Origin of the sequence: Streptomyces sp. NPDC127129, from assembly GCF_042671585.1 — a bacterium.
Classification (GTDB): Bacteria; Actinomycetota; Actinomycetes; order Streptomycetales; family Streptomycetaceae; genus Streptomyces.
This window is the reverse complement of record NZ_JBHXTV010000010.1, coordinates 280,893-307,047: the sequence shown is the minus strand read 5'-3', so window position 1 is coordinate 307,047 and position 26,155 is coordinate 280,893. Positions and strand designations below refer to the sequence as shown.

Sequence of the window (26,155 nt, the reverse complement as noted above, 5' to 3'; positions counted from 1 at the left end):
AGGGGGCTCTGGTGCCGTCGCGGCCCGCCCGGCACACTGGAGGGAACAACCGGTGCGAAGGGGGCGGATCGAGATGGCGGAGCGCGAGGCGTCCTGGCCCGAGGCGACGGAGCCCGGGACGGCGAAGCCTGAGTTCACGGCCACGGGCGTACGGATCGAGCGCTGGCCGCGGTCGTTGACCCGGGCCGGCGAGGTCCGGATCGAGGACGGCCGACTGTCCCTCTTGACGAGTTACGGCAGCGAGATCGACAGCGCCCCCGTGACGTCGGTGCGGGCCGGGCGCCCCTGGTTCGCGAAGCCTGACGAGACGGTCGCGACCGTGAACGGCACGCGCTACCGGCTGACCATGGACGGCCCCGCCCGCGGGCCGCGCGACCGGGCGTCCGGGCCGGGGGGCTTCCTCGAAGCCCTGAAGCGGGCGGCCAGGCGTTGACGACGGCGCCTTCGAGGCACCGAGACGCCGGTGACCTGCGGAAGGTCTCCGCGAGTTGCGGGCCCGTCACCACTGGTTCACCCTGGAAACCACCTCACTGAGGGTTCACCGGCGGTGACGCTGTGATCCAGCCCGCCGCCCTGCTGTACGCATGTCAGATCCGAATCTCGTCTTCTTCCGGACCTCAACTTCGGGGAGTCGCAGCCGTGATCAGCGAGCCAAGCAGGCACTGCACGGTGGAGCTCCAGGCCCTGCCGTCGCGGATCGGTCAGGTCCGCAGGATCGTATCGGCGCATCTGCGCTACTGGCATCTCGATGCCTTGATCGACCATGCGGCGCTCGGCGTCACCGAGCTGCTGACCAATGTTCACCGGCACGCACAGCCGGACAAGATGTGCACCGTCGAGATCGAGCTGCTGCTCGATCGTCTCACCGTCTCGGTCCATGACCACGACCCGCGGATACCGGACGTCGACTGCCGCTCGGGGCGCACGAACCCCGACAACGTCGAGGAGTTCGCCACCTCGGGGCGCGGCCTGGCCATCATCGAGGCCGTCAGCGAGAGCTGGGGCATCCGTCCGCACGACAGCGGCAAGATCGTCTGGTTCACCCTGCCGGCGCCCCTGCCCGCGGTCGCCGTGCCGGCGCGCTCGCACGCCGTGTACGGCGCGACCACCGACGGCCCGTTCGCCGGCCACACCCGCTTCCGCGGTGCGCACGCCACGAGTCTGGAGGGCGTCCCCTTCGGCGCGTCCCAGGCGCCGGTCCGTACCCCGGCGGCCGCCCGTTCGGCCCTGGCGGGCTGAGCGGACGACCGCGGGGCGGAGATCGGATTCTGGATATCAGATCCTGGATATCGGATCATGGATCATGGATATTGGATCCGATAGGCGCGAACGGGTGTACCGGATCCGACCTCGGTGTCACTCGGTCGCGATCGCCCGCAGCACGTCCAGGCGGGCCGCCCGCCGCGCCGGGCGCCAGGCAGCCACCACGCCCGCGGCCAGGCCGACCAGGGCGACGATCACGAGCTGTGCCGGAGGTACGGCGAAGGCGAACGCGCTGTCGCTCGCCCCGTCGGAGGCCTTGACCAGGACCCAGCCGAGGAAGCCCCCGAGCGCGAGGCCACCGACCGTACCGAAGGCCGCGACCAGGACGGACTCCCAGCGCACCATGGCCTTGAGCTGGGCCCGGGTCTGGCCGACCGCGCGCAGCAGGCCCAGTTCGCGGGTGCGCTCGTGGACCGCGAGGGTCAGGGTGTTGGCGATCCCGAGCAGCGCGATCAGGACGGCGAGCGCGAGCAGTGCGTAGACGAGGGTGAGCATCATGTCGATGCCGCCGGCCGAGGATTCGGCGTACTCGTCCCGCGTCTGCACCTCCGGGTTGCCGTACGCCGCGGTGACGTCCTCCACCGCAGCCCTGCCGTCCTCCGCGGAGACACCGTCCGCGAAGGTGACGGCGACGAGCGTGTCGGAGTCCTGGGTGCGGTGCGGCGCCCATGCCTCCCGCGTGACGACGTAGTCCCCGGCCAGTTCGGACTGCCCGTAGACGGCCTTGACCGTGAAGGTGTGCCGGCTGCCGTCGGTGAAGGCGAGTTCGGTCGTGCTGCCAGGCGCGAGACCGGACTTGTCCGCCTCCGCGTCGGCGACGGCGATGCCGTCCGCGCCGAGTCCGTCCAGCGAGCCCTGGACGTCTCCGAGGTCGAAGGAGCGGGCGAGGGCGGTCGGGTCGGTGACGGTCAGGGCCCGGCCCTCGCCGTCCACCTCCGCCACGCCCTGGCCGAGCCCGACGGCCGTCTCCACCTGGGGCAGTTCGGCGAGCGCCGGGGCGAGCCGCGGGCTGAGCCCGCTGCCACCGGCGCCGAAGGCGGGCGTGCTGACGGCGACGTCACCGGCGAACGACCGCGAGACCGTCTGGTCCATGGTCGCCTTCAGCGAGGCACCGAAGACCGTGAAGAGCGAGACGACGGCGACGCCGATCATCAGCGCGGTGGCGGTCGCGGCGGTCCGCCTGGGGCTGCGGAGGGCGTTGCGCCGCGCGAGCGCCCGGTTGACCCCGCGGAGCGGCCCGCCGAGGATCCGTACGGCGTACGAGGCGGCCACCGGGCCGAGGACGACGAACGCGGCGAGCGCGAGCACGGCGCCGGCGGAGGCGAGCCAGAGGGACGGGGCGGCGAGGACTCCGGTGAGCACCACGGCGACGGCGGCGAGCAGCAGCCCGACGCCGGACAGCGCCCGGGCGCGCGAGGCGCCCGACTCGTCCACGGCGGTCTCACGCAGCGCGGCGAGCGGCGCCGTCCGCCCCGCCTTCACGGCGGGCAGCAGGGCGGAGCCGACGCAGACCACCAGGCCGACCACGAACGGCAGCACCAGCGAGAGGCCGCTGATGACCAGGGCTCCTTCGGGGAAGGGGAAGCCGATCGCCGGGAAGAGTCCCTGGAGTCCGGCCGCCACGCCGATGCCGCCGAGGAGCCCGGCCGCGGAGGCGGCGATGCCGACGGCCACGGCCTCGACGAGGGTCGATCCGACGACCTGACGGCGGGAGGCGCCGAGCGCGCGCAGCAGCGCGTTCTCACGCGTTCGCTGGGCGACGACGATGGCGAAGGTGTTGTGGATGGAGAAGACGGAGACCAGCAGCGCCACCCCGCTGAACACCAGCAGGAACGTGGTGAAGAGGGTGAGGAACTGACCGGAGATCATGTCGGTGTTCTCCTGCGCCGACCGCTCTCCGGTGATCGCCTCGGTGCCGTCGGGGAGTACGGGCGCGAGCGCGTCGACGAGTTCCTGCTGCGAGGTGCCGGGAGCGGCCCGTACGAGGACGGCGGACGCGTCGCCGGGCTTGGGCGTCAGGTACTTGTCCGCGTCGGCGCGGGTCATGCCGGTGTACGTGACCTGACCCATCCCGTCCTCACCGCCGAAGGTGGCCAGACCCACGACGGTGACCTTCACCGGGTCGGGGGTGCGCAGCACCGTCGAGTCACCTACGGCCAGATCGCCCGTCCTCGCGGCGCCCCGGTTCACGACGACCTCGCCGGACCTCTCGGGCGCCCGGCCTTCGGCCAGGGTGTACGGATTGAGTTCTGGATCCTGGATCCAATATCCGGCGAGGGTGGGCGGGCCCTGACCGCCGACCGGCTCACCGTCGGCACCGACCAGCTGGCCCGCGCCCTCGATCCGGGGAACGGCCGCGGCGACGCCGGGCACCTGGGTGATCCGGTCGGCGAGCGTGGCCTCGACGGAGCGGCGGGTGCCCTGGCTCTCCCCCTCGACCGTCACGACGCTCGTACTGCGCACCACGGCGTCCGTGCCACTGGTGGCGTTGCCGAAGAGCGAGTCGAAACTCGCTCGCAGCGTGTCGCCCATGACGAGGGTGCCGGTCAGGAAGGCGACGCCGAGCAGGATCGCGGTGAAGGTGCCGACGAACCGCCGCTTGTGGGCGCGCAGCCCGGAGAGGCTGAGTCTGAGGGAGGCGTTCATGACGGCACCGGTCCCTCGGTCCGTGTCCGTGGCCTGCCGTCGAAGGCCTTCATCCGGTCGAGGACGCGTTCGGTGGTCGGCTCCGCCATACGGTCGACGAGCCGTCCGTCGGCGAGGAAGACCACTTCGTCGGCGTGGGCCGCGGCGACCGGGTCGTGCGTGACCATGACGACCGTGCGGCCGGTCTGCCGGACGGTCCGGCCGAGCAGCCGAAGCACCTCCTCGCCGGAGCGCGAGTCGAGGTTGCCGGTCGGTTCGTCGGCGAAGACGACGTCGGGGGTGCCGGCGAAGGCACGGGCGACGGCGACGCGCTGCTGCTGGCCGCCGGAGAGCTGACCGGGCCGGTGGTGCAGCCGGTCGCGCAGCCCGACGGTGTCGATGAGGGCGTCCAGCCACGCCCGGTCCGCGGCGCTTCCGGCGAGGTCGAGAGGAAGGGTGATGTTCTCGGCGACGGTGAGTGTGGGCAGCAGGTTGTAGGCCTGGAAGACGAATCCGATCCGCTCACGGCGCAGCAGCGTCAGCCTCCGGTCGTCGAGCGTGGACAGATCGGTGTCGCCGATGAGCGCGGAGCCGGAGGTGAGGGTGTCGAGGCCGGCGGCGCAGTGCATGAGCGTGGACTTGCCGGACCCCGAGGGGCCCATGATCGCGGTGAAACGGCCGGCCGGGAAGGCGACGCTCACCCCGTCCAGGGCCCTGACCTCGGTGTCCCCGCCGCCGTAGATCTTGACGGCGTCCACGACCCGGGCGGCGGTACGGGCGGTACGCGGGAGGGTACCGGGGGCAGTGCCCGTCATGACGCACGCCCCTTGGGTCCGGTGGCGCGGCCGAACTGCTCCTCCAGGACCGTCAGCCGGCGCCAGTACTCGTCCTCGTCGATCTCGCCCGCCGCGAACCGGTGGCCGAGGAGCGTGATCGGCGACTGCTCGTCGTGGGCGGGACGGGGCCGGGGGCCGCGCCTGCCGCGCCATCCGGTGCGGCGCACCACGGTGACCACGGTGAGGATCACGGCCGCCCAGACGAGGGGGAAGAACAGGACCCACGGTCCGGGGCCCGCGTGGGCGAGTGTGTTCATGGCTCTCAGCTCCTCGTGCGTGTGTATCGCGTGTCGATGCTTCGAGCCTCGCCCGCGAGGGGGGTCCGGGTCGTCGTACAGCCAGCGGCTTCGTCCGTACGACGTGGGGAGTACGGAGCCTCCCACCGGGCACTCGGGATTCTGTACCTACTGGTATGTACACTCGCCGTATGACGACGTCCGAGCGACTGATCGAGGCCACCCGGGAGCTGCTCTGGGAGCGCGGATACGTGGGGACGAGCCCCAAGGCGATCCAGCAGGCCGCCGGCGCGGGCCAGGGCAGCATGTACCACCACTTCGCCGGGAAGCCGGATCTGGCGCTGGCCGCGATCCGTCGCACGGCGGAGGAGATGCGGGCGACGGCCGAGTCGGTCCTGAGCGGCGGCGGAACGGCGTACGCGCGCGTGGAGGCGTATCTGCTGCGCGAGCGCGAGGTGTTGCGCGGCTGCCCGGTCGGCCGTCTGACGATGGACCCGGACGTCATGGGGAGCGGGGAACTGCGCGTCCCGGTCGACGAGACCCTCGACTGGCTGCGAGGCCGACTGGCCGGGATCGTGCAGGAGGGTCTGGACAGCGGCGAGTTGACGGGCCCCCTGGACCCGGCCGAGCTGGCGGCCACGATCGTGGCGACGGTCCAGGGCGGCTACGTCCTCGCCCGCGCCTCCGGCTCCCCCGCCGCTTTCGACGCGGCGGCGCGGGGCATGCTCGCGCTGCTGTCGTCCCGTACGGCCTGAGCACGTCCCTCCTCCGCGCCCGCGCCCACCCCCTTCCGAGCGGACCAGAGAACCGGAGACTCCCGATGCATGCCATGCAGTACGAGATCACCCTCCCCGCCGACTACGACATGGAGATCATCCGCAGGCGGGTCGCGACCAGGGGACATCTGCTGGACGACTTCCCCGGGCTCGGCCTCAAGGCGTACCTGATCCGCGAGCGCGCGGACGGGTCGCCGGTGGACCAGTACGCGCCGTTCTACCTCTGGGCGGCGCCGGAAGGCATGAACTCCTTCCTCTGGGGCCCCGGATTCCAGGGCATCGTGAACGACTTCGGCCGGCCCGTGGTGCAGCACTGGACAGGACTCGCGTACGACGAGGGGCCGGCGGCCACGGCGGTGCCACGCACCGCGACGCGCCGCAAGGAGCGGCTCGGGGACTCCGACGCGCCGGGCGACGCCGTGGCGGAGGCGCGCGCCCGCCACGCGCGCGTGGCGGGCCTGGACGGCGTGGTGGCGAGTGCGCTCGCGATCGACCCCCGCCTCTGGGAACTGCTCTTCTTCACGCTCTGGGCGGAGGGCGCCGAGCCGCCGGCGGGAGCGGACGACCGTTTCCAGGTGCTGCACGTGTCCGCGCCGGAGAGGGCGTCACTGGCCGGCCGACCGGAATGAGGGTCGGCCGGGCCGGCGAGGGTCGGCCGGGCCGGCGAGGGTCGGCCGGGCCGGCGAGGGTCGGCCGGGCGGGCGAGGGTCGGCCGGGCCGGCTCGTGCGTCAGATCACCGGCCGGCCCAGGGCCGCCAGGGGGTCGTCCAGGACCGGCTGCCAGGCCAGCTCCGCCGCGCCCACCAGGCTGTTGTGGTCGAGAGTGCAGGCGAGGATCGGTACACCGCCGCTGCGCCCCCACAGGCTGCGGTCGGCGACGACCGCGCGCAGGCGGTCCGGGTCGGCGTCGAGCAGTTCGCGGTGCAGACCGCCGAGGATGATCCGGTCGGGGTTGAGGATGTTCACCAGGCCCGCGAGGCCGAGGCCCAGACGGTCGATCAGCTCCTCCGTCGCGACGCGCACCCCCGGGTCGTCGGGGCTGGTGCGGAGCAGGTCGCGGGACTGCTGCAGCAGCGACACCTCCGGCCCCGGGTCCCGGCCCGCCACGGTGAGGAAGGCGAGCGGGTCGGTCTCCACGTCGAGGCAGCCGCGGCTGCCGCAGTGACAGGGGCGGCCCTCGGGGTTGACCGTGACGTGCCCGACCTCCAGGGCGAGGCCCGAACTGCCCGTGTGCAGGCGCCCGTCGAGGACGAGGGCGCCGCCGACGCCCCGGTGGCCGGTGGCCACGCACAGCAGGTCCCTGGCGCCGCGGCCGGCGCCGTGGCGGTGCTCGGCGAGGGCGGCGAGGTTGACGTCGTTGCCGGTGAAGGCGGGGCCTTCGATGCCCGCGGCCCGTACGCGCTCGGCGAAGATCTCCCGTACGGGCGCTCCGGCCGGCCAGGCGAGGTGGAGCGGGTTGAGGGCGGTGCCTTCGGGCTCGGCGACCGCCGAGGGGGCGGCGAGACCGGCTCCCACGCAGCGGCGCCCGCTCTCACGGAGCAGGGCGGCGCCGGCGTCGACGACGGCGCCGAGGACCTGCGCGGGGTCGGCGGAGACGGTGACGCAGCCGGGTGCGGTGGCGACGATCGTGCCGCCGAGCCCGACGAGCGCCGCGCGGAAGCCGTCGGCGTGGACCTGGGCGGCGAGGGCGACGGGGCCCTTCTCGTCGACGGCGAGCCGGTGCGAGGGGCGGCCCTGGGACCCGGCTGCGGCGCCGGGGTTGGAGTCGACGCGGATGAGGCCGAGCGCTTCGAGTTCGGCGGCGACGGCACCGGCCGTGGCGCGGGTGACGCCCAGTTCGGCGGTGAGCACGGCACGGGTCGGCGCACGGCCCGTGTGCACCAGTTCCAGCGCGGGCCCGAGCGCGCCGCGCCCTCTGTCCAGCCGTGTCTTGGTCGTGGTCGCCTTGCCGTTCATGTGGGCGAGTCTCCCATGATCGGGCGGTGCACCCGTTTGCGCGGTCCGAGGGCGGGTAGCGGCGCGGCGGAATCGGGAGGTGCCATGACGCGCACCGCGACGACGGCCCGTGTGCGGGAGCTCCTGGAGGACGGGAGTTCCCGGACGTACGCGCAGGAGGCCGGCATACGGCTGAAGGACACCCCGCAGCCGTTGTACCAGCTGCTGGTCCTGGCCCATCTGCTGAGCGCCAGGATCCGTGCGGCGACGGCCGTCGCGGCGGCCCGAGCGCTGTTCGAGGCCGGGATGCGCACCCCGCGGAGGATGCGCGAGGCGACCTGGCAGCAGCGTGTGGACGCTTTGGGCGAGGGCGGCTACCGCCGCTACGACGAGCGGACGGCGACGCAGCTCGGCCAGGAGGCGGAGCTGGTCCTGGGGAAGTACGGCGGTGATCTGCGCCGGATGCGGGAGTCGGCGCACGGCGACGCGGAGGCGATGCGCGAGGCGCTCCAGGAGATGCCCGGTATCGGTCCCGCGGGTGCCGACATCTTCCTCCGCGAAGCGCAGGGAATCTGGCCGGAACTGGCCCCCTACCTCGACGATCGCGTCCTGGAGGGCGCCCGCCGCACCGGCCTGCCCACCGATCCCGTCGCGCTCGCCCGGCTGGTGCCCCGTGACGAGCTTCCGGCCGTGACGGCGGCCCTGGTCCGTGCCTCGGTGGGCCGGGCTCGCACGGACTCCGGTTGAAATCCGTACCGGCGGACCCCTATCCTGAGTTTGTGCCGCTACTAAACAAAGTACGGACGGCCGTTCCGGGGGGACCTGGCGGAGACACCGCCCCCTCCCTGTCCCGCCTCCGCACCGCCCTCACCCTCTTCTTCGCCCTCGACGGCTTCCTCTTCGCCGGCTGGGTGGTCCGCATCCCGGCCATCAAGCAGCAGACCGGCGCCTCCGCAAGCGACCTCGGCCTCGCGCTTCTCGGCGTGTCCGCGGGAGCCGTGGTCACCATGACCCTGACCGGGCGGCTCTGCCGGCGCCACGGCAGCCACGCCGTCACCGTCGCCACCGCCGTCCTGCTCTCCCTCTCCATCGCCCTGCCCGCGCTCACCCGCTCCCCGCTCGCCCTGGGCCTCGTGCTGCTCGTCTTCGGCGCGGCGTACGGCGGTATCAACGTGGCCATGAACAGCGCCGCCGTCGACCTCGTCGCGGCACTGCGCCGCCCCGTGATGCCCTCCTTCCACGCGGCGTTCAGCCTCGGCGGGATGCTCGGCGCGGGTCTCGGCGGGCTCGTGGCCGGGAGCCTCTCCCCCACGGCGCATCTCCTCGGCCTGACGGTCGCCGGGCTTCTGCTGACGGCCGCGGCCGGCCCCGTACTGCTCCGGCACCCGTCCCCCGCACCGCCGGAGGCGGCCCCGGCCGCCGGCCGGACCCGGAGCAGGGCCGGCTCGCGCGGGCTCGTCGTCGTCTTCGGGGTGATCGCGCTCTGCACGGCGTACGGCGAGGGCGCTCTGGCCGACTGGGGAGCGCTCCACCTGGAGCAGGACCTCGACGCACACCCCGGCATCGCCGCCTCCGGCTACGCGCTCTTCGCGCTGACGATGACCGCCGGCAGGCTGTCGGGCACGGCGCTGCTCGAACGGCTCGGCCAAACCCGCACCCTCGTCGCGGGCGGGGCGACGGCCGCCGCCGGCATGCTGCTCGGCGCCCTCGCCCCGAACGTCTGGGCCGCCCTGCTCGGCTTCGCGGTGACCGGGCTCGGCCTGGCCAACATCTTCCCCGTCGCCGTGGCCCGGGCGGGCGCGCTCGCCGGACCCAGCGGGGTCGCCACGGCCTCCACCCTCGGCTACGGGGGCATGCTGCTCGGCCCGCCGTCGATCGGCTTCCTGGCCGACTGGTTCTCGCTGCCCGTCGCCCTCACCACGGTCGCCGTCCTCGCCGCGGGCGCCGCGGTGATCGGTTACGCCGCCCGGAACGTCCAGGCCCCGACGTCCGGCTGACGGGACGGGAGTCCGGAGTACGGGGCAGAATCCGCCTCATGGGGACCATGACGATCGACGAGCACATCAGGGAACTGGACGCGGCGGGCCGGATGCTGGCGGACGCCGCGGCCGAGGCGGGTACGGACGCGGAGGTGCCGACCTGCCCGGGCTGGCGGGTACGGGACCTCCTGAGGCACACGACGATGGTGCACCGCTGGGCGACGGGTTTCGTCGCCGAGGGCCACACCTCCTACCGCCCCGACGGCGGCGAGCCCGATCTCGACGGCGAGGCGCTCCTCGCCCATTTCCGTGAGGGCCACACCCGCCTCGTCGACGCCTTGCGGGCGGCGCCCGGGTCCCTGGAGTGCTGGACGTTCCTGCCCGCTCCCTCCCCACTGGCCTTCTGGGCGCGGCGGCAGGCGCACGAGACGGCCGTGCACCGCGCGGACGCCGAGTCCGCCCTGCGGCCGTCCGGGCGCCCCGGGCCGGTGCACCCGGCACTCGCCGCGGACGGGATCGACGAGCTGCTGTTCTCCTTCCACTCCCGTGAGCGCAGCCGGGTGAGGACTCCGGAGCCGCGGATCCTGGGCGTCCGGGCCACGGACACCGGTGACGTGTGGACCGTACGGCTGTCACCGGAGCCGCCGCGCGCGGAGCGGGGCAAGGAGGAGCCGGGGGTCACCACCGACTGCGAGCTGAGCGGCCCCGCCGACCGGCTGTACCTGACGCTCTGGAACCGCCTCCCCGAGGGGGACGTGACCGTGGCGGGCGACGCGTCGCTCGCCAGGCTCTGGCGCGAGCAGTCGGCGATCTCCTGGTCGTGACGGCGGCGCCGCGGCCGGCCCCGGTACGGCGGCGTCAGCCCAGCCAGCCGGGGCGCACCAGGCCCGACTCGTAGGCGAGGACGACCAGTTGGGCGCGGTCGCGGGCTCCGAGCTTCACCATGGCGCGGCTCACGTGCGTCTTCGCGGTCAGCGGGCTGACCACGAGGCGCCGGGCGATCTCCTCGTTCGACAGGCCGATGCCGACCAGGGCCATCACCTCCCGCTCCCGCTCGGTGAGTCCGTCGAGGCCGGCGAGCTCCGCCGGGGGCTTCGAGCGCGCCGCGAACTCCGCGATGAGCCGCCGCGTCACACCCGGCGAGAGCAGGGCGTCGCCGTGGACGACGGCCCGGACGGCCCGCAGCAGCTCCTCCGGTTCGGTGTCCTTGACGAGGAACCCCGAGGCACCCGAGCGGATGGCTTCAAAGACGTACTCGTCGAGCTCGAACGTCGTCAGCATCACCACCTTCACCGCTCCGAGGCCGGGATCGCCGGTGATCCTGCGGGTGGCGGCGAGGCCGTCGAGCAGCGGCATCCGGATGTCCATGAGGACGACGTCCGGGCGCAGTTCACGGGTCATGGCCGCCGCCGCCTCGCCGTCGGCCGCCTCGCCCGCCACCTCGATGTCCGGCTGCGCGTCGAGGAGCGCACGGAACCCCGCCCGTACCAGCGACTGGTCGTCTGCGAGCAGCACACGGATCACGGGGTCTCCTTCGGCCGGGCGGGAAGGACGGCGCGTACCCGGAATCCGCCGTCCTGGCGGGTGCCCGCCTCGATCGTGCCACCGAGCGCCCCGGCCCGCTCCCGCATTCCGGCGAGTCCGTTGCCGCTGCCGCCCGCATCGCCGCCGGTCGCCGGTCCGTCGTCGTCGACACGGAGCTCCACGGCGCCGGGCCGGTACAGGACGAGGACACGCGCGGCGCGCGACCCCGAGTGGCGGACCACGTTGGTCAACGCCTCCTGCACGATCCGGAAGGCGGCGAGATCGGCGCCGGGCGGCAGCGCCACGGGCTCGCCCTCGGTCGAGGTCTCCACGGCCAGACCCGCGGACGCCGCCTGGTCGACGAGCTCCGGGAGCCGGTCGAGGCCGGGTGCGGGCGTGCGCGGGGCCTCGCCCGGGGCGCGCAGGGTGTCGAGCACCTGGCGAACCTCGCCCAGCGCTTCCTTGCTGGCCGCCTTGATGGTGGTGAGAGCGGTGCGGGCCTGCTCGGGGTCGGTGTCGAGCAGGGCGAGGCCGACGCCTGCCTGCACGTTGATGACGGAGATCGAGTGGGCGAGGACGTCGTGCAGTTCACGGGCGATCCGCAGGCGTTCCTCGTCGGCGCGGCGCCGTTCGGCCGCGGCGCGTTCGGCGCGCTGCTGCGCCCACTGCTCGCGACGGACGCGGACCGTCTCGGAGACGGCGAGGATCGCGACGACGAAGCAGGCGACGGGGATCTCCTGGCCCCAGGGCGCGGCGGAGTCGCCGTCGGGCGGGAGGTGGGCGTACAGCCAGTGGGCGAACAGCAGATGCCCCAGCCAGAGCAGCCCCAGCGCCCACCAGGCGGCGCGCCGGTGCCCCTGGACGATCGCCGCGTAGCAGGCGACGGCGATGAGGAGGAAGACCGGGCCGTACGGGTATCCGGCGGCGAAGTAGCCGAGGGTGACCGCCGCCGTCCCGAAGACGACGGGAACGGGGTGGCGGTGGCGCAGAAGGAGCAGCGCGGCGCCGAGGAGGAGCAGCGCGCGGCCGAGGGCGTCCAGCGACTCCCGGTCGGGCTGGTTGCGCGCCGCGAAACCGGAACCGACCGTCACGAAGACCGCGAGGAGGAGGGTCGACCGCCAGGGCAGGCCGGCGGCCGGGTCGCGGTCGGCCCAGCGCAGCGCCCAGGGCGGCCCGCCGGACGCGCCCCGCTCCCGGGGCGGACCGCCGTACCCGTCTCTGCGCTGTTCGTCCATGCTCGCCACGCTAGACGCGCCGGGGCCGCGGGGTCGTCAGCCGGGCGGGGCGATCCCGCCTACTCCCGCGGGAGTACGTGCTGCCCGGCGCCGGGGCCGCTACGGGCGGGGCAGGAGGCCGACGTCGCGGCCCAGACGACCGGCGGCCGCGGTGAAGAAGGGCTCACGGTCCTCGACGACCCGGTTGAACTGGCCGAACACCTCGAAGGAGACCAGCCCGAAGAGCTGCGACCAGACGGCGACCATCGCGACGGCGAGGGCGGGCGGCAGATCGGGGGCGAAGTCGGCGGCCATCCGCTCCGCCTCGGGTCGCAGGCCCTCGGGGACCGGCGGCGGGGCGACGCCGTCGGCGGCGTAGGCGTCGCGGACGATACCGATCAGGACGAGGGCGACGCGTGAGGCGGGGCCGATGGTGTCCTGCGGGGCGGAGTAGCCGGGGACCGGGGAGCCGTAGATCAGGGCGTACTCGTGGGGGTGGGCGAGGGCCCAGGCACGAACGGCTCGGCAGACGGCCGTCCAGCGGGCGAGGTGGTCCGCCCTTCCTGGGCCCGGAGCGCCGAGCGCCTGCTCGGCGGCCGTGCCGACCGCGTCGTACGCGTCGACGATGAGGGCGGTGAGCAGGTCGTCGCGGCTGGGGAAGTAGCGGTAGAGCGCGGACGACACCATGCCGACCTCGCGGGCGACGGCACGCAGGGACAGCTTGGCGGCGCCTTCGGCGGCGAGCTGCCTGCGGGCCTCGTCCTTGATGGCGGCGGTGATCTCGATCCGGGCGCGGGCGCGGGCTCCTTGGACGCTGGTCATGGAGTTCAGTGTGCCACCTTTCGGAGCACTGCACTGAAACGAGAGCGGTGGAGAGAAAAGAGAGCAGTGCTCTTGCTTTGGAACGCCGACACGTGCACACTGATCTCAAGCGAGAGCAGTGCTCACAGTTTCACTTGGAGGATGCGATGTCCGCTCAGCCCCACGCCCACGTCATGAAGCCCGGCTGGTTCACGGTGAACGTGATGAACCGGAGCGTCGCCTGGCTGACCCGCCGGGGCATCAGCATCTGGGGCTCCCGCGTCCTCGCCGTCCGGGGCCGCAAGAGCGGCGAGTGGCGCACCACCCCCGTCAACCTGCTGACCCTGGACGGCGCCGAGTACCTGGTGGCGCCGCGCGGCCACGTCCAGTGGACCCACAACATGCGCGCGGCCGGCGGCGGCGAGCTGCGCCTGGGCAAGCACGTGCAGCCCTTCACCGCCGTCGAGCTGTCCGACGACGAGAAGCCCGCGCTGCTCCGCGCCTACCTGAAGCGGTGGAAGGCGGAGGTCGGCATCTTCTTCGGCGGGGTCGGCCCCGACTCGACGGACGCCGAACTGCGCGCGATCGCCCCCAAGCACCCGGTCTTCCGGATCACTCGGACCGCGTGACCCCGGAGTCCGTCGCGTCCGTCGTGTCTGTCGCGTCCGTCGCGTCCGTCGCGTCCGTCGCGTCCGTCGTCTCCGCCGTGCCCGTCGCGGCCGCCGCGTCCGTCGCGTCCCGGGAGCCCGGCACGTCGGCGCTGCCCGGCTCACCCGTCCCGTCCGGCAGCTCGGCCGGCGCCGGTGACGGCACGGACCGTGCGACTCCCCGCAGCGTCGTCCCGTCCATCGGTCCCATCCGGCGGTCCAGGACGTCCAGCGTCCGTCGCGCGATCCCGTTCGAGCGGACCAGACCGGCCAGTGTGGTCGAGCCCCGGGTGATGTCCGCGAACGCGTTCCAGGCCGGGCGGAGACCCGTGATCGTCGCGTGCAGCAGCCCCGGCCGGCGCTCGAACAGCGCGAGCATCCGCCGCCCGACCGCCATCTCGACGCCCAGCCCCGCCTTGATGGCGAAGGCGTAGTTCAGCGCCTGCCGCCGCGCGTCGACCGCGTCGTTCGCCTCGGCGATCCGTACCGCCCACTCTCCCGCGAGCCGGCCCGAGCGCAGCGCGAAGGAGATGCCCTCCCGCGTCCACGGCTCCAGCAGGCCGGCGGCGTCACCGCAGACGAGCACGCGGCCGCGCGAGAGCGGCGAGTCGTCGCTCCGGCAGCGCGTCAGATGCCCGGAGGAGATCTCCGGCTCGAAGCCCGCGAGCCCGAGCCGCGCGATGAAGTCCTCCAGATAGCGCTTGGTGGCCGCGCCCTCGCCGCGCGCCGAGATGACGCCGACGGTGAGGGTCTCGCCCTTGGGGAAGACCCAGCCGTAGCTGCCGGGCATCGGGCCCCAGTCGATCAGGACCCGCCCCTTCCAGTCCTCGGCCACCGACGCCGGAACCGGGATCTCCGCCTCCAGGCCGAGGTCCACCTGGTCGAGCTTCACCCCGACATGGGCTCCTATCCGGCCCGCGCTGCCGTCGGCGCCGACGACCGCCCTGGCCAGCACCGTCTCGCCGTCCGCGAGCACGACGGCGACCGTGCGCCGGTCGGGCACGGCCGGACCGTGCTGCTCGACCCGGGAGACGGTGACACCCGTACGGAGCTCCGCTCCCGCCTTCTGCGCCTGCTCGACGAGACCGGCGTCGAACTCGGGCCGGTTGATCAGGCCGAAGAGCATCCGGCGCGAACGGCGCGTCCGCGCGAACCGGCCGTTCAGGGAGAAGGTGACGGCGTGCACCCGGTCCTGCAGGGGCAGTTCGAAGCCGGGCGGCAGCGCGTCCCGCGAGGGGCCGATGATGCCGCCGCCGCAGGTCTTGTACCGCGGCAGTTCGGCCTTCTCCAGGAGCAGCACCCGGCGGCCGGCGACCGCGGCCGCGTACGCCGCCGAAGCGCCCGCCGGGCCGGCACCGACGACCACCACGTCCCACACGGTCGCGGCCTCCTCCGACTCTTCCGCACGTACCTCTTCGGCGTCTGCGTTCTCGCTGCTCACGATGGGCTTCTGCTCCTGATCCGGACGTTGATCCAACTCTTCGGGCATCCTACGGCGCCGCCCTCGGGGGCCCGCGCCGTAGGATCGGCGATACGTTCGCCGTACCACCGACATACGGCAACATCCTGACAACGTCGCACCCACCAGGAGCGTGCCCATGACCGCGAATCCGATCGCCGAGACCGTCGCAGAGCTGATGCCCCGCGCCAAGGCGGAGCTCACGGAGCTCGTGGCCTTCGAGTCGGTGGCGGACGAGGCCGTGGCTCCGCGGAGCGAGTGCGAGGGCGCGGCGAACTGGGTGGCGGACGCGCTGCGCGGCGAGGGCTTCCAGGACGTGGCGCTGCTCGACACCCCCGACGGTTCGCAGTCGGTGTACGGCGTACTGCCGGGCCCGGCCGGGGCGCCGACCGTCCTCCTCTACGCGCACTACGACGTGCAGCCGAAGCTGGACGAGTCGGCCTGGATCACCCCGCCGTTCGTCCTGACGGAGCGGGACGGCCGCTGGTACGGGCGGGGCGCGGCCGACTGCAAGGGCGGGTTCATCATGCACCTGCTCGCGCTGCGCGCCCTGAAGGCGAACGGCGGTGTGCCCGTCACGGTCAAGATGATCGTGGAGGGTTCGGAGGAGCAGGGCACGGGCGGTCTGGAGCGGTACGCGGAGGCGCACCCCGAACTCCTCACCTCCGACGCCATCGTGATCGGCGACACCGGCAACTTCCGGCTCGGTCTGCCGACGGTCACCGCGACCCTGCGCGGCATGACCATGATTCGCGTCCAGATCGACACGCTCGAAGGCAACCTGCACTCCGGCATGTTCGGCGGCGCCGCTCCGGACGCGCTGGCGGCGCTGATCCGCGTTCTGGACACCCTGCGCGCGGAGGACGGTTCGACGGTCATCGACGGTCTGCCCGCGGACGCGGTGTGGGAGGGCCTGCAGTACCCGGAAGACGACTTCCGCGCGGACGCGAAGGTTCTGGCGGGCGTCGGGCTGCCGGGCACCGGCACGGTTGCCGACCGTCTCTGGGCCCGTCCGGCCGTCACCGTCATCGGCATCGACTGCCACCCGGTGGCGGGCGCGACGCCGTCGATCCCGTCTACGGCGCGGGCGCAGATCAGCCTGCGCGTGCCGCCGGGCCAGGACGCGGCCGAGGCGACGAAGCTGCTGTACGCGCACATCGAGAAGCGTGTGCCGTGGAACGCCCGGGTCTCCTTCGAGCAGGTCGGCCAGGGCCAGGCGTTCCGGGCGGACGTGACCAGCCCGGCGTACGTCTCGATGGCGGAGGCGATGGCGGTGGCGTACCCCGGGCAGGAGATGCAGACCTCCGGCATGGGCGGCTCGATTCCGCTCTGCAACACGCTGGCCTCGCTCTACCCCGAGGCGGAGATCCTGCTCATCGGTCTGAGCGAGCCGGAGGCACAGATCCACGCGGTGAACGAGTCGGTGTCGCCGGAGGAGCTGGAGCGCCTCGCGGTGGCGGAGGCGCACTTCCTCGTGAACTACGCCCGCTCGAAGCAGGGTTAAGCGTTCGGCGAAGCTCGCCGAGAGCGTAGAACCGTACGGCGGACCTGCGTGGATACGTAGGTTCGCCGTATGGACTTCATCGAGATCACGCCTCGGCTGCACATGCTCCACTTCTCCATCGGCCAGGCCTATCTGTGGCGGGACGACGAGGAGTTGACCCTGATCGACGCCGGATGGGCGGGCTCGGCGGACGAGATCGGGACGGCGATACGGGGAGCGGGCCTGGACCCGGCCCGTATCCGCCGGATCGTGCTCACCCACGGCCACCGCGACCACGTGGGCTCGGCACAGGAGGTGGCCGACCGCTTCGGCGCGCGGATCCTGGCCCACCGCCTCGACGCGCCGCTGATCCGGGGCGAGGTCCCCGTTCCCGAACCCGACCTGCTCGACTGGGAGATCCCGCTGCACGAGAACGGTCTGACCGTGCCGGAGGCGCCGCCCACGCGGGTCGACCACGAGGTGGAGGACGGCGAGGAGCTGGGATTCGGCGACGGGGCGGTGGCTGTCCACATCCCGGGGCACACGCCCGGTTCGATCGCGGTCCATCTGCCGGAGCACGGAGTCCTGTTCGCCGGCGACACGGTGGCCTCGGTGCAGGGTGTGACCTTCGGTGTGATGCATGTGGACCGCGAGCGGGCCATGGAGTCGATGCGCCGTCTCGCCGAACTGAAGCCGTCGGTCCTGTGCTGCGGCCACGGCGCCCCGGTGACGAGCGACACCGCCCGCCAGTTGGCGGAAGCGGCCCGCTAGCGGCGCCCGGCGAGGGCCGGGCCACCTGGGGCCCGGGCCTCGCCGGAACCGGGCCACCTGGAGCCCGGACGTTGTTCGCGTCAGCCGACGGGGACGCCCGCCTCCAGGTTGAGCACCGTGCCTCTCTCCCGGGCGCGGAGGGCCCAGCGGAGGCGGCGGTAGCGGACCGGCGGCAGCAGTTCGGCGGCCTCGTCCTCCGTCACGAACCGCCAGCCGCGCAGCTCGGCGCCGGGCAGCAGGAGCCGGTCCGCCTCGGCCGTGGGCAGCAGGCCGCCGTCGAAGAGGAGACGCAGGCCGCCGTAGCCGGGCGGCTGCGGGCGTTCCCAGTCGACCAGCAACAGCCGTGGTACGACGTCGAGTTCTATGCCTATCTCCTCGGCGACCTCGCGCATTCCCGCGCGGGCGGGCGGCTCGCCGGGTTCGACGACGCCGCCGGGGAACTCCCAGCCCGGCTTGTAGGTGGGGTCGACGAGAAGGAAGCGGTCGTGTTCGTCGAAGAGGAGCACCCCCGCGGCCAGCGTCTCACCGGTGGGTTCGGGGGTCTGCACGATGCCGCAGGGAGCGGCGAGGCCGGCGCGCATGGCCTCGACGACGGCGGCCGCGGTCCCGGCGGGCGTGAGGGTCGTGTTGTCGACGGTGAAGGCGTCGGCGGAGAGCCAGTCGAGGGCGGCGCGGAAAGGTTCGACGTGGTCGTGGCACCACTGGCGGGCGCGCTCGGCCCCCTCCAGGTCCTCGTCGTGCGCCGCGCGACCGTCGATCCGGGTCCGCAGGATCGTTTCATCTTGGACGAGCACCACATGGCGCACCTCGATCCGCCGCGCCGCGAGACCGCCGAAGATCTCGTCGCGGTACTCCTGTCGCGTCAGCGTCATGGGGACGACGAGGACTCCGCCGACCTCGGCGAGCAGGGCGGCGGCCGTGTCGACCACCAGGCGGCGCCAGATCGGCAGGTCCTGGAAGTCGTCGACCTCGTCGAGCCGCTTCCGCGGCAGCAGGCAGTACAGCCCTCCGCCGGTGAGCTCGGGGTCGTACAGCGTGCTGTTCGGGATCAGCTCGACCAGCTCGCGCGCGGTGCTGGACTTGCCCGCGCCGAACGCACCGTTGATCCAGACGATCACGATTCCCCCTCTTCGGTAGCCCACAGTGGCTTGCCCGCAACACCCTGCCATGGAAACCCCCGCGCGAACGGGCGTGCGGGGGTCTGCGTAACACTTCGGCACGGACTCTCGTTGGACCGGCGAGGCAAGGGGGTGCGGAGATGAGCCGTACGGTATTGCAGAGGTTTCCCGCCGGAGGGCCACGGGGCAGCTGGCCCGCCGAGGAGTTCGCGAGCGCGCGCCGCGACGAGGGGCTCCCCGCGGAGGTCGTGATGGACCTCGATTCGGACGCGTTTCTGGTCATCGTGGAGCAGAGGACGCCGGAGAGGGTGAGAGCGGCGCACTCGGTGGAGGCCGTGGTGAGGGCGGGGACGCCGACCAGGGCCGTACCCTCGCCGACACCGCCGCCGGCTGCCGGGCATGCGGCGAGAACGACGACGGTGGCGAGGATCTGACGGCGCGTGGAGCGCGGCCACCGGCTGCCCGCCTGGCTCGGAGGCGCCGCCCCCGGCACGCGAACCCGGCTGCGGGGCGCGGAACCGAGCGCGGGGCCCGAACCTGCCTGCGGGGCGCGGAATCGAGCGCGGGGCGCGGAATCGAGCGCGGCACGCGGCCGCGCGTCAGGCCACCTTGCGGGCCGCCGCCGCCGCGCCGAGCAGGCCGGCATCCGTTCCGGTGAGCGCGGGGACGACGGCGAGGTCGCGGACGAAGGACAGCGTCGCGTACTCCCGCAGGCTGCGCCGCAGCGGCGCGAAGAGCACGTCGCCCGCGCCCGCCACACCGCCGCCCACGACGGCGATGTCGATCTCGACCAGGGTCGCCGTGGCGGCGATTCCCGCGGCCAGCGCCCGCGCGGCACGCTCGAACGACGCGACGGCGACCGACTCCCCCGCCTGCGCGGCCGCCGCGACCGCCGCGGCGGAGGTGTCACCGTCCGGGCCCGGCCGCCAGCCGTTCTCGAGGGCGCGGCGGGCGATCTGCGGCCCGCTGGCGATGCGTTCGACGCAGCCGCGGCCGCCACAGGCGCACGGGTCGCCGTCCAAGTCGACACTGATGTGACCGATGTGGCCCGCGTTGCCGGTGGGGCCGGGGTGCACCCGACCGCCGAGCACCAGACCGCCGCCGACACCCGTCGAGACGACCAGGCAGAGCGCGTTGTCGTGGCCGCGGGCGGCGCCCTGCCAGTGCTCGGCGGCCGTCATGGCGACGCCGTCGCCGACGAGTGTCACGGGTCGCCCACCAGCCGCCCGGTGAACGCGCTCGACCAGCGGAAAGCCGCGCCAGCCGGGGACGTTGACCGGGCTGACCGTGCCCGCCGAGGCGTCCACGGGGCCCGCGCTGCCGATGCCGACCGTGTGCGCCGCGTCCCACAGGGGCGAGGCCGCCAGGTCCGCGAGCACCGCCTCGACCGCCCGCATCACCGTCTCGCCGTCCTCCCGTGCGGGAGTGGGCCGCTGCGCCCGTACGAGAATGCCGCCGGCGCCGTCCACCAGCGCGCCGGCGATCTTGGTGCCGCCGAAGTCCAGGGCGGCAACGAGGTCAGTCTGCATGTGCGCGGTGTCTCCAGAGGGGCGAGAGCGTGTAGATCGCTGTGACGTACAGTCTCTCCCGCCCTGACAACGTTGTCCAGGGCCTATGCTCGGACGAGACAGAGACGAGACCCGAGGAGATTCGCGCACTGTGGCCGACACCGCCCGCCGCCCCGAGCACCGTTACGGCAATCGGCCCACGATGAAGGACGTCGCCGCGCTGGCCGGCGTCGGGCTCAAGACGGTCTCCCGCGTCGTCAACGGTGAACCGGGAGTCACTCCCGACACCGAGCGCCGCGTGCAGGAGGCCATCGACTCGCTCGGCTTCCGCCGCAACGACAGCGCGCGCGTACTGCGCAAGGGCCGTACGGCATCCGTGGGTCTGGTCCTCGAAGACCTCGCCGACCCGTTCTACGGTCCGCTCAGCCGCGCCGTGGAGGAGGTCGCCCGCGCCCACGGGGCCCTGCTCATCAACGGTTCCAGCGCGGAGGACCCGGAGCGCGAGCAGGAGCTGGCCCTCGCACTGTGCGCCCGGCGGGTGGACGGACTGATCGTCATCCCCGCCGGTACGGACCACCGTTACCTCGAACCCGAGATCAAGGCGGGTGTCGCCACGGTCTTCGTGGACCGCCCCGCCGGAAGCATCGACGCCGACGTCGTCCTGTCGGACAGTTTCGGGGGCTCGCGCGACGGCGTGGCCCATCTGATCGCGCACGGGCACCGCCGGATCGGCTTCATCGGCGACCAGCCCCGCATCCACACGGCGACGGAGCGCCTGCGCGGATACCGGGCGGCGATGGAGGACGCGGGGCTCGACGTCGACCCCTCGTGGGTCTCGCTGGGGCCGACGGCCCCCGACCGGGTCCGGGAGGCGGTGACCGCCATGGTCTCCGGCCCGGAGCCGGTGACGGCGCTCCTCGCGGGCAACAACCGGGTCACGGTCACGGCGGTCCGCACCCTGGCCGGCCGTGAGCGTCCGGTGGCCCTGGTGGGCTTCGACGACATCGAGCTGGCCGATCTCCTCGGCATCACCGTGATCGCCCAGGACGCGGCGGCCCTGGGCCGCACGGCGGCGGAGCGGCTCTTCCGCCGCCTGGACGGCTTCGACGACGAGCCGGCCCGTGTCGTCCTGGACACCCGGCTGATCCCGCGCGGCTCGGGCGAGATCCCGCCGCCGCCCGCGTAGCCGGGTCCCGGACCGTAGCCGGGACCCGGGACCCGGGACCCGGACCGTAGCCGGGCGCGCCGGGTTCCCTCCAGGCCGCCCGACCCCAGGCCGCCCGTAGACTCCGCCGCCCCGTTCTCCGTACACGAACGGAGAACGGGGCGGGGTGGCGCTCGTCGCCGGCTGGGTGCGCCTACGGCTCGGGGCCGTTACTGCGCCGTCGCCGTGAGGTCGCCGCGGCGCGGGGCCGCGAAGCGGTCGAGGTCGGCGCGGGACAGGCCGGTGAGGGCGTCGACCTCGGCGGTGTCCAGGGCGCCGCAGTCGATGCCGCGCAGGAGGTAGGAGCTGAGCGCCTTGGCCGTGGCGGGCTCGTCCATGACGTCGCCGCCCGCGTGGTTGGCGTAGGCCGAGAGGCGCTTGGCGGCGGCCTCGAAGCCCTCGCGGTAGAAGGCGAAGACGGCGGCGTACCGGGTCGGGATGTGGCCCGGGTGCATGTCCCAGCCCTGGTAGTAGGCGCGGGCGAGCGCGCGGCGCGTGAGGCCGTAGTGCAGGCGCCAGGCCTCGTGCACGTGCTCGGTGGAGCCGACCGGGAGGACGTTGGTGGAGCCGTCGGAGACCCGTACGCCCGTGCCGGCGGCGGCGACCTGCATGATCGCCTTGGCGTGGTCGGCCGCCGGGTGGTCGCTGGCCTGGTAGGCGGCGGAGACGCCGAGGCAGGCGCTGTAGTCGAAGGTGCCGTAGTGCAGACCGGTCGCGCGGCCCTCGGCGGCGCCGATCATGCGGGCGACGGCGGCGGTGCCGTCGGTGGCGAGGATGGACTGGCTGGTCTCGATCTGGATCTCGAAGCCCAGACGGCCCTCGTCCAGGCCGTGGGCCTTCTCGAAGGCCTCCAGGAGGCGGACGAAGGCGGAGACCTGCTCGGGGTAGGTCACCTTGGGAAGCGTGAGGACGAGGCCGTCGGGAAGGCCGCCGTTCTCGAGGAGGCCGGTGAGGAAGACGTCGGTGGTGCGGATGCCGCGGTCGCGTACGGCCGCCTCCATGCACTTCATCCGGATGCCCATGTACGGAGCGGCTGTGCCGTTCGCGTACGCCTCCGAGATCAGCCGCGCGGAGCGGGCGGCATCCTGGTCCTCGTCCTGACCGGCGTACCCGTCCTCGAAGTCGACCCGGAGGTCCTCGATCGGCTCGCGCTCCAGCTTGGCGCGTACGCGGCCGTAGACGTCCTCGGCGAGGTCGTGGGAGAGGCCGAGCACCTCGGCGAAGGAGTGGGCGTCCCGGGCGTGCTCGTCGAGGGCGGCGAGGGCCTGGTCACCCCAGGAGCTGATGGTTCCGGCGTCGAAGACGTTGCCGGGGACGTAGACGGTGTGGACCGGCTGGCGGGTGCCCGGGTCGCCCGGGTAGCGCCGGTCGAGCTCGGCGTCCACCGCTGCGAGGGAGGCGCTGATGCCCTCGCTGACCGCTCCGGCGAGGCTCGTCGACACCTTCTCCTGCTGACCCATCCCACATCCTCCTGTTTTCCGCTTCACGGAATCAACAATCCGTATAGCGAAGTTAGTAGTCGGTCGGGACCTGCGTCAATGGGTGTCCGAAACGGCCGGGGGCCGCGCGGTGATCATCACCACGCGGCCCCCGGACCGAACAGAACCGCAGGTCAGCCCTTACGGGTCTGAATCTCCTCGGTCAGCTGCGGGACGACGTCGAAGAGGTCGCCGACCACGCCGTAGTCGACGAGGTCGAAGATCGGGGCCTCGGCGTCCTTGTTGATGGCCACGATGGTCTTCGAGGTCTGCATACCCGCGCGGTGCTGGATCGCACCGGAGATGCCGGAGGCGATGTACAGCTGCGGCGAGACCGACTTGCCGGTCTGGCCGACCTGGTTGGAGTGCGGGTACCAGCCGGCGTCGACGGCGGCACGCGAGGCGCCGACGGCGGCACCGAGCGAGTCGGCAAGCTTCTCGATGACCGAGAAGTTCTCGGCGCCGTTGACGCCACGGCCGCCGGAGACCACGATCGCGGCCTCGGTCAGCTCCGGGCGGCCGGTCGACTCGCGCGGGGTGCGCGCGGTGACCTTGGTGCCGGTGGCCAGCTCGCCGAAGGAGACCGCGAGGGTCTCGACGGCGCCGGCGGCCGGGGCGGCCTCGACGGGGGCCGAGTTCGGCTTGACCGTGATGACCGGGGTGCCCTTGGAGACGCGGGACTTGGTGGTGAAGGAGGCGGCGAACGCGGACTGCGTCGCGACCGGGCCCTCGTCACCGGCCTCCAGGTCGACGGCGTCGGTGATGATGCCGGAGCCGATGCGGACCGCGAGGCGGGCCGCGATCTCCTTGCCCTCGGCAGAGGACGGGACGAGCACGGCGGCCGGGGAGACGGCCTCGTACGCGGCCTGCAGCGCGTCGACCTTCGGGACGACGAGGTACTCGGCGAACTCCGGGGCGTCGGCGGTCAGGACCTTCACGGCACCGTGCTCGGCGAGCGCGGCGGCGGTGTCGGCCGCACCGGCGCCGAGGGCGACGGCGACCGGGTCGCCCAGGCGGCGGGCGAGCGTCAGCAGCTCCAGGGTGGGCTTGCGGACGGCTCCGTCGACGTGGTCGACGTAGACGAGAATCTCAGCCATGGGGATTCAATCTCCTGCGAACGAAAAGGGGGCGGGTCAGGTGGCTCGCGCGAGCCCTAGATGAACTTCTGGCTCGCGAGGTACTCGGCCAGCTGCTTGCCGCCCTCGCCCTCGTCCTTGACGATCGTGCCGGCCGTGCGGGCCGGACGCTCGGAGGCGGAGTCGACCGCGGTCCAGGAGCCCTCCAGGCCGACCTCGTCGGCCTCGATCTCGAGGTCCTCCAGGTCCAGGGACTCCACCGGCTTCTTCTTGGCGGCCATGATGCCCTTGAAGGACGGGTAGCGGGCCTCGCCGGACTGGTCGGTCACCGACACGACGGCCGGAAGCGACGCCTCCAGCTGCTCAGACGCGGTGTCGCCGTCGCGGCGGCCGGTCACCTTGCCGTCCTCGATCTTCACCTCGGAGAGCAGCGTGACCTGCGGAACGCCCAGGCGCTCGGCCAGGATCGCCGGGAGGACGCCCATGGTGCCGTCGGTGGAGGCCATACCGGCGATGACGACGTCGTAGCCGGTCTTCTCGATCGCCTTCGCCAGGACCAGCGAGGTGCCCATGACGTCGGAGCCGTGCAGGTCGTCGTCCTCGACGTGGACGGCCTTGTCGGCGCCCATCGACAGCGCCTTGCGGAGCGCGTCCTTCGCGTCCTCGGGGCCGACGGTGAGGACGGTGACCTCGGCGTCGTCGGCCTCCTCGGCGATCTGGAGCGCCTGCTCGACCGCGTACTCGTCGAGCTCCGACAGCAGGCCGTCGACGTCGTCGCGGTCGACGGTCAGGTCATCGGCGAAGTGCCGGTCGCCGGTGGCGTCGGGCACGTACTTCACACAGACAACGATCCTCAAGCTCACGCCGGCTCTCCTACTGCATCGTCATAACTGGGCTGCCTTGTTGCTCGCAGCATAGGCGCCTGAAGGGCGGGTTTCCGGTCGGGGCGTCCGACCGCTCCCACCGGAATATTACTCGTCAGTACACCCAGTCCGTTACCAGTGAGCAAGCGCTCAGCCGTGTGACGTTGCCAACGCCGAAGGAAGGGAACCCTCAGTCGCGCAGGGCGTTGAAGCGCCCCTGGTGGTACAGCAGCGGCCGACCCGCTCCGGCCGGGTCTCCGGCGACGGCCTGGGCGATCACGATCCGATGATCCCCGGCCGGGACACGCGCCACAACGCGGCACACCAGCCAGGCGAGGACGCCGTCCAGGACCGGGACGCCCTCGGGACCCTCGCTCCAGCGCGTCGGGTGCCCGAACCGGTCGGCCCCGCTGCGGGCGAAGGTGTCGGCCAGCTCGCGCTGGTGCTCGCCGAGTATGTGGACGCCGACGTGCTCCGCCTCGGCGAGCACCGGCCAGCTGGACGAGGAGGTGCCGACACCGAAGGAGAGGAGCGGAGGGTCCGCGGCGACGGAGCTGAGGGAGGTGGCGGTGAAGCCGACCGGGCGCTCGCCCTGGGCGGTGATGACCGCGACACCCGCCGCGTGCTGCCGGAAGACGGAGCGGAGGAGGTCGGGAGAGGCCAGGCGAGGGGCGCCGACGGTGCGGAGTTCGGGCGAAACCGTCATCGGGTTGTCCTTCTGCGAGGGGAGCGTTCGAGGGGTCCTGGGGTTCTCAGACACCCGGACAGCGCGCGCTCGCGTGACGGGCCAGGTCGACGTGGACCCGCCCGTGGAGAAGGAGTTCTGAAGGCACATCGTCAGACTGGCGATCGATGGCAGGTGCAGTCAAGTGGGTACCGGGATGTGGGAGATGTGTCACCGCGTCAGACCGCCCGCCCCAGCGCGGTGATCACGTCCGCGCGGCGAGGCTGCCCGGAGGCACGGACGACGACCCGTCCGGCGCGGTCGAGGACGAGCACGGTGGGCGTGCGGACGATGTCGTACTTCCGTACGAGATCGAGCCGTTCCTCGGCGTCTATCTCGACGTGCCCCACGCCCTCGACCATCCGGGCGACCTCGGCGAGGGTGCGGCGCGTGGCGCGACAGGGCTGACAGAAGGCGGTGGAGAACTGGACGAGTGTGGCCCGCTCACCCAGCTCGACCCCGTCCTCGCCGCCGAACCCCTCGGACTGTGCTGCCATGTCTCCGTCTTCCTGTCGCCCGCCACTCCCCCGTGCAGCGCCCCACGCCGCCGATCGATTCCCGTCACGGCCACCGGGCGTGACGATTATCTCTCCGTACGAAGCCGTCAGGACTGGTCACGGGGGCCCACATGGGGC

The 26,155-nt window shown here is 73.0% G+C and carries 27 protein-coding genes; 12 read left to right on the top strand and 15 right to left on the bottom strand.

The window, feature by feature from the left end:
- Positions 1-73: 73 nt before the first annotated feature.
- Entirely contained in the window at positions 74-433 is a 360-nt protein-coding gene (locus ACFVGW_RS21295; RefSeq protein WP_383288575.1) for a hypothetical protein, read from the top strand.
- Positions 434-639: 206 nt separating this feature from the next.
- Positions 640-1,239, top strand: a complete 600-nt coding sequence (locus ACFVGW_RS21290) for an ATP-binding protein (protein ID WP_383223450.1) — start codon at positions 640-642, stop codon at positions 1,237-1,239.
- 117 nt (positions 1,240-1,356) lie between these two features.
- On the opposite strand, the gene ACFVGW_RS21285 is transcribed toward ACFVGW_RS21290, so the two are convergent.
- The 3 genes from ACFVGW_RS21285 to ACFVGW_RS21275 are packed head-to-tail and all read right to left on the bottom strand — an operon-like array spanning position 1,357 to position 4,981.
- The gene (locus tag ACFVGW_RS21285; RefSeq protein WP_385853100.1) at positions 1,357-3,909 is read right to left on the bottom strand and encodes an ABC transporter permease; all 2,553 of its coding nucleotides are present in this window, start codon (positions 3,907-3,909) and stop codon (positions 1,357-1,359) included.
- Positions 3,906-4,703: an ABC transporter ATP-binding protein gene (locus tag ACFVGW_RS21280; RefSeq protein WP_385853099.1), complete on the bottom strand. Its 798-nt coding sequence runs from the start codon at positions 4,701-4,703 to the stop codon at positions 3,906-3,908. Before ACFVGW_RS21280 ends, ACFVGW_RS21285 begins: the two co-directional genes overlap by 4 nt.
- Positions 4,700-4,981 carry an SHOCT domain-containing protein gene (locus tag ACFVGW_RS21275; protein WP_385853098.1) on the bottom strand — a complete coding sequence of 94 codons (282 nt, stop codon included), beginning with the start codon at positions 4,979-4,981 and terminating at the stop codon, positions 4,700-4,702. The genes ACFVGW_RS21280 and ACFVGW_RS21275 overlap by 4 nt, the downstream gene beginning before the upstream one ends.
- 170 nt (positions 4,982-5,151) lie before the next feature.
- On the opposite strand from ACFVGW_RS21275, the gene ACFVGW_RS21270 reads away from it, so the two are divergent.
- Positions 5,152-5,715: a TetR/AcrR family transcriptional regulator gene (locus ACFVGW_RS21270; protein ID WP_385853097.1), complete on the top strand. Its 564-nt coding sequence runs from the start codon at positions 5,152-5,154 to the stop codon at positions 5,713-5,715.
- A gap of 65 nt (positions 5,716-5,780) precedes the next feature.
- A complete protein-coding gene (locus ACFVGW_RS21265) occupies positions 5,781-6,365 on the top strand; it encodes a DUF4865 family protein (RefSeq protein WP_385853096.1) in 585 nt (194 codons plus the stop codon).
- A gap of 100 nt (positions 6,366-6,465) precedes the next feature.
- On the opposite strand, the gene ACFVGW_RS21260 is transcribed toward ACFVGW_RS21265, so the two are convergent.
- Positions 6,466-7,692: an ROK family protein gene (locus tag ACFVGW_RS21260; protein ID WP_352187568.1), complete on the bottom strand. Its 1,227-nt coding sequence runs from the start codon at positions 7,690-7,692 to the stop codon at positions 6,466-6,468.
- Positions 7,693-7,776: 84 nt separating this feature from the next.
- On the opposite strand from ACFVGW_RS21260, the gene ACFVGW_RS21255 reads away from it, so the two are divergent.
- Genes ACFVGW_RS21255 through ACFVGW_RS21245 form a run of 3 tightly spaced genes read left to right on the top strand, consistent with a single transcriptional unit; the run spans position 7,777 to position 10,474 of the window.
- The gene (locus tag ACFVGW_RS21255) at positions 7,777-8,418 is read left to right on the top strand and encodes an endonuclease (RefSeq protein WP_385853095.1); all 642 of its coding nucleotides are present in this window, start codon (positions 7,777-7,779) and stop codon (positions 8,416-8,418) included.
- Positions 8,419-8,450: 32 nt separating this feature from the next.
- Entirely contained in the window at positions 8,451-9,668 is a 1,218-nt protein-coding gene (locus tag ACFVGW_RS21250) for an MFS transporter (protein WP_385853094.1), read from the top strand.
- A 47-nt stretch (positions 9,669-9,715) separates the two neighbouring features.
- A complete protein-coding gene (locus tag ACFVGW_RS21245; RefSeq protein WP_385853125.1) occupies positions 9,716-10,474 on the top strand; it encodes a maleylpyruvate isomerase family mycothiol-dependent enzyme in 759 nt (252 codons plus the stop codon).
- A 34-nt stretch (positions 10,475-10,508) separates the two neighbouring features.
- Here the strand turns inward: ACFVGW_RS21245 and ACFVGW_RS21240 are convergent, their stop codons facing one another.
- The 3 genes from ACFVGW_RS21240 to ACFVGW_RS21230 form a co-directional block, all read right to left on the bottom strand.
- Complete coding sequence (locus ACFVGW_RS21240; protein WP_385853093.1) at positions 10,509-11,174, bottom strand: response regulator; 666 nt, start codon at positions 11,172-11,174, stop codon at positions 10,509-10,511.
- Positions 11,171-12,409 carry a sensor histidine kinase gene (locus ACFVGW_RS21235; RefSeq protein ID WP_385853092.1) on the bottom strand — a complete coding sequence of 413 codons (1,239 nt, stop codon included), beginning with the start codon at positions 12,407-12,409 and terminating at the stop codon, positions 11,171-11,173. Before ACFVGW_RS21235 ends, ACFVGW_RS21240 begins: the two co-directional genes overlap by 4 nt.
- A gap of 99 nt (positions 12,410-12,508) precedes the next feature.
- Positions 12,509-13,210 carry a TetR/AcrR family transcriptional regulator gene (locus tag ACFVGW_RS21230; protein WP_385853091.1) on the bottom strand — a complete coding sequence of 234 codons (702 nt, stop codon included), beginning with the start codon at positions 13,208-13,210 and terminating at the stop codon, positions 12,509-12,511.
- 146 nt (positions 13,211-13,356) lie between these two features.
- On the opposite strand from ACFVGW_RS21230, the gene ACFVGW_RS21225 reads away from it, so the two are divergent.
- Positions 13,357-13,818 carry a nitroreductase family deazaflavin-dependent oxidoreductase gene (locus ACFVGW_RS21225; protein WP_385853090.1) on the top strand — a complete coding sequence of 154 codons (462 nt, stop codon included), beginning with the start codon at positions 13,357-13,359 and terminating at the stop codon, positions 13,816-13,818.
- Here ACFVGW_RS21225 and ACFVGW_RS21220 read toward each other — a convergent pair.
- On the bottom strand, positions 13,802-15,277 hold the full coding sequence (locus ACFVGW_RS21220) for a geranylgeranyl reductase family protein (RefSeq protein WP_385853089.1): 1,476 nt from the start codon (positions 15,275-15,277) through the stop codon (positions 13,802-13,804). The two genes, ACFVGW_RS21225 and ACFVGW_RS21220, sit on opposite strands and share 17 nt — an antisense overlap.
- A 157-nt stretch (positions 15,278-15,434) precedes the next feature.
- Between ACFVGW_RS21220 and ACFVGW_RS21215 the strand changes: the two genes are divergently transcribed.
- Both ACFVGW_RS21215 and ACFVGW_RS21210 read left to right on the top strand, forming a co-directional pair.
- A complete protein-coding gene (locus ACFVGW_RS21215) occupies positions 15,435-16,799 on the top strand; it encodes a dipeptidase (protein ID WP_385853088.1) in 1,365 nt (454 codons plus the stop codon).
- A gap of 69 nt (positions 16,800-16,868) precedes the next feature.
- Positions 16,869-17,549 carry an MBL fold metallo-hydrolase gene (locus ACFVGW_RS21210; RefSeq protein WP_385853087.1) on the top strand — a complete coding sequence of 227 codons (681 nt, stop codon included), beginning with the start codon at positions 16,869-16,871 and terminating at the stop codon, positions 17,547-17,549.
- Between the two features lie 80 nt (positions 17,550-17,629).
- Here the strand turns inward: ACFVGW_RS21210 and ACFVGW_RS21205 are convergent, their stop codons facing one another.
- Positions 17,630-18,667, bottom strand: coding sequence for an NUDIX domain-containing protein (locus tag ACFVGW_RS21205; protein WP_385853086.1), 1,038 nt, complete (start codon positions 18,665-18,667; stop codon positions 17,630-17,632).
- A 140-nt stretch (positions 18,668-18,807) separates the two neighbouring features.
- On the opposite strand from ACFVGW_RS21205, the gene ACFVGW_RS21200 reads away from it, so the two are divergent.
- Positions 18,808-19,101, top strand: coding sequence for a hypothetical protein (locus tag ACFVGW_RS21200; RefSeq protein WP_385853128.1), 294 nt, complete (start codon positions 18,808-18,810; stop codon positions 19,099-19,101).
- Positions 19,102-19,266: 165 nt separating this feature from the next.
- Here ACFVGW_RS21200 and ACFVGW_RS21195 read toward each other — a convergent pair whose 3' ends face one another.
- Entirely contained in the window at positions 19,267-20,196 is a 930-nt protein-coding gene (locus ACFVGW_RS21195) for an ROK family protein (protein ID WP_385853085.1), read from the bottom strand.
- 85 nt (positions 20,197-20,281) lie between these two features.
- Here ACFVGW_RS21195 and ACFVGW_RS21190 point away from each other — a divergent pair, with 85 nt between their 5' ends.
- Positions 20,282-21,361 (top strand): LacI family DNA-binding transcriptional regulator, encoded by a 1,080-nt coding sequence (locus ACFVGW_RS21190; RefSeq protein ID WP_385853084.1) that lies wholly within the window; start codon positions 20,282-20,284, stop codon positions 21,359-21,361.
- A gap of 188 nt (positions 21,362-21,549) precedes the next feature.
- Here ACFVGW_RS21190 and ACFVGW_RS21185 read toward each other — a convergent pair whose 3' ends face one another.
- The 5 genes from ACFVGW_RS21185 to ACFVGW_RS21165 all read right to left on the bottom strand — a co-directional run bounded on the left by ACFVGW_RS21185 (position 21,550) and on the right by ACFVGW_RS21165 (position 26,017).
- Entirely contained in the window at positions 21,550-22,839 is a 1,290-nt protein-coding gene (locus ACFVGW_RS21185) for a DUF6986 family protein (RefSeq protein ID WP_385853083.1), read from the bottom strand.
- A 152-nt stretch (positions 22,840-22,991) separates the two neighbouring features.
- On the bottom strand, positions 22,992-23,954 hold the full coding sequence (locus ACFVGW_RS21180) for an electron transfer flavoprotein subunit alpha/FixB family protein (protein ID WP_383288530.1): 963 nt from the start codon (positions 23,952-23,954) through the stop codon (positions 22,992-22,994).
- A gap of 56 nt (positions 23,955-24,010) precedes the next feature.
- Positions 24,011-24,796, bottom strand: coding sequence for an electron transfer flavoprotein subunit beta/FixA family protein (locus tag ACFVGW_RS21175; protein ID WP_352187582.1), 786 nt, complete (start codon positions 24,794-24,796; stop codon positions 24,011-24,013).
- A gap of 190 nt (positions 24,797-24,986) precedes the next feature.
- Entirely contained in the window at positions 24,987-25,502 is a 516-nt protein-coding gene (locus ACFVGW_RS21170) for a flavin reductase family protein (RefSeq protein ID WP_383223495.1), read from the bottom strand.
- A gap of 197 nt (positions 25,503-25,699) precedes the next feature.
- Positions 25,700-26,017: a TlpA family protein disulfide reductase gene (locus tag ACFVGW_RS21165; protein ID WP_385853082.1), complete on the bottom strand. Its 318-nt coding sequence runs from the start codon at positions 26,015-26,017 to the stop codon at positions 25,700-25,702.
- Positions 26,018-26,155: the final 138 nt, after the last annotated feature.